The sequence below is a fragment of the Candidatus Phytoplasma gossypii genome, from assembly GCF_030586975.1.
Lineage (GTDB): Bacteria > Bacillota_I > Bacilli_A > Acholeplasmatales > Acholeplasmataceae > Phytoplasma > Phytoplasma citri.
The window spans coordinates 1-1,763 of record NZ_JAOSIT010000063.1 but is presented as its reverse complement, the minus strand read 5'-3'; the positions used below and the strand labels follow the sequence as shown (position 1 = coordinate 1,763).

Sequence of the window (1,763 nt, the reverse complement as noted above, 5' to 3'; positions counted from 1 at the left end):
AGGAATCGTTCTTAATTTTTTAGTATTTATCGATGGCTGGTGATGGGTTAGTTTGCTTAAAATTTGGGATTTTGAGTAACCGCTTAAATCGTATAGTGTTTCATGATAAATATTTTTAGCTTTGGCCAATTCAATTATTTTTATTTTTGCCTGTTGAATTTGATCTTTTTTTGCTTGTATTATTTTTTTCATATCATCATTTTTTTGTTTCAATTCTTGAAGCTGTTGTTCTTCTATCATCAAAGAAGATTTTTTAAAAGAATAAATTTTATTTTCTATTAATATTTGTTTTTTCCGAACTAATTCTTCTGCGATTTTGACTTTTTTGTTATTAAAAATTTTTTCTAAATTTTTATAATGACATAATTCTTTATTTAAAATCAAAAAATCTTTTTGATATAAATTTAACTTTTTATCGATTTTTTTAATTTTATTTTGATATTTTATATAAATTTTTTCTATAAAACGTAATAAATGAGAATATTTATTTAAAATTTTCAAGTTTTCTTCTTTTTTAGATTCAGATTTTGGTTGTCCTTGAAGTATTTTGGGGATATGAGTGGAATTATGATTTTGAATATGATTAAACATGAAAAATTTATTTTTTTTAACAATTAAAAGATAATAAAATATTGAAATAAAAAGAAATGATAAAAATATTATTAATAATTTTTTGTTTATTATTTTATTCATTTTTAGATTATTTAATTTCTAATTAAAATTGATTTCTATTAAAAATTTTAACATAAAAAATAAAATGATTATAATTTAAGTTAGATTTATTAAAAATTTTATATAAAAAATTAAAATAAAAACTTATTTTTATGAATAATAATTTATCTCATTAATATAAGAAATATAATTTAATTAATAAATATTTTGTTTGTTTTAATTTTGATTTAGTTAAATTATATTAAATAATGAATATATTATTTGATAACAATTAGTTAATATTTGATCAAAAAAATTTTAAAATTGATAAATCAATATAATGTATTTCCGATACAATTAAAAAAAATTATTTTTTCCAAACTAAAATAGAATTCTTAAAAACCAAATTTAATTTTTTAAAAAATAAACACAATAACACAAATTAATATATAAAATAGCTAATTTTAAATATACTTTATACATTTTCTTCTCGATCGAGAAATATACCAACAATAAAAGGAGAAATAGACAATGATTTTAGTAAAAAATAAATTACATTTCTTAAAATTATTTTTAGTTATTATTTTAAGTTTATTATTGATGATGAATAATAATCAAGTTATGGCGATAAAAAAACAAGAATTAATCTCTGATAACAAAAATATGAATATAAAATTATTAGAATTATCAATACAACAAAAACAATTAGAAGAAGAAATATATTATTTTAGAAATAATAAAAATCCTAATTTAAATTTGGCGGATACAAAAGAAATTTTAAAATTAGAAGAAAAAAACCTTCAATTAAAAGAAAAAAAATCTGAAATTTACAAAAATATTTCACAAAAAACAAAAAAAGTAACTTTCAATTTAAAACCATTTATAAGAATTATAGAAACAAAATAATTAAAATTAAAACCCATAAAAAATTCCTCCCATTTCAAGAAGAATTGTTTTATCTATCCAAACATATTTTTTAAAAATAAAAAATTATAAAATTTTATATTTTATATGTGTTCGCATATAATATAAAATAAATTATTTTCCAAATTTTAAGCGAACTAACCCATCACCAGCCATCGATAAATACTAAAAAATTAAGAACGATTCCC

The 1,763-nt window shown here is 17.0% G+C and carries 2 protein-coding genes; one reads left to right on the top strand and one right to left on the bottom strand.

Annotated features, from left to right (window positions below; genetic code table 11):
• A partial coding sequence (locus tag OC698_RS03040; protein WP_304513219.1) for an effector occupies positions 1 to 591 on the bottom strand: 591 nt, incomplete at its 3' end.
• Between the two features lie 591 nt (positions 592 to 1,182).
• On the opposite strand from OC698_RS03040, the gene OC698_RS03035 reads away from it, so the two are divergent.
• Positions 1,183 to 1,557, top strand: coding sequence for an SVM family protein (locus OC698_RS03035; protein ID WP_304513218.1), 375 nt, complete (start codon positions 1,183 to 1,185; stop codon positions 1,555 to 1,557).
• Positions 1,558 to 1,763 lie beyond the last annotated feature (206 nt).

Coding starts and splice junctions, on each gene's coding strand:
- OC698_RS03035 (WP_304513218.1), top strand. CDS start 1,183: ATGATTTTAGTAAAAAATAAATTACATTTCTTAAAATTATTTTTAGTT.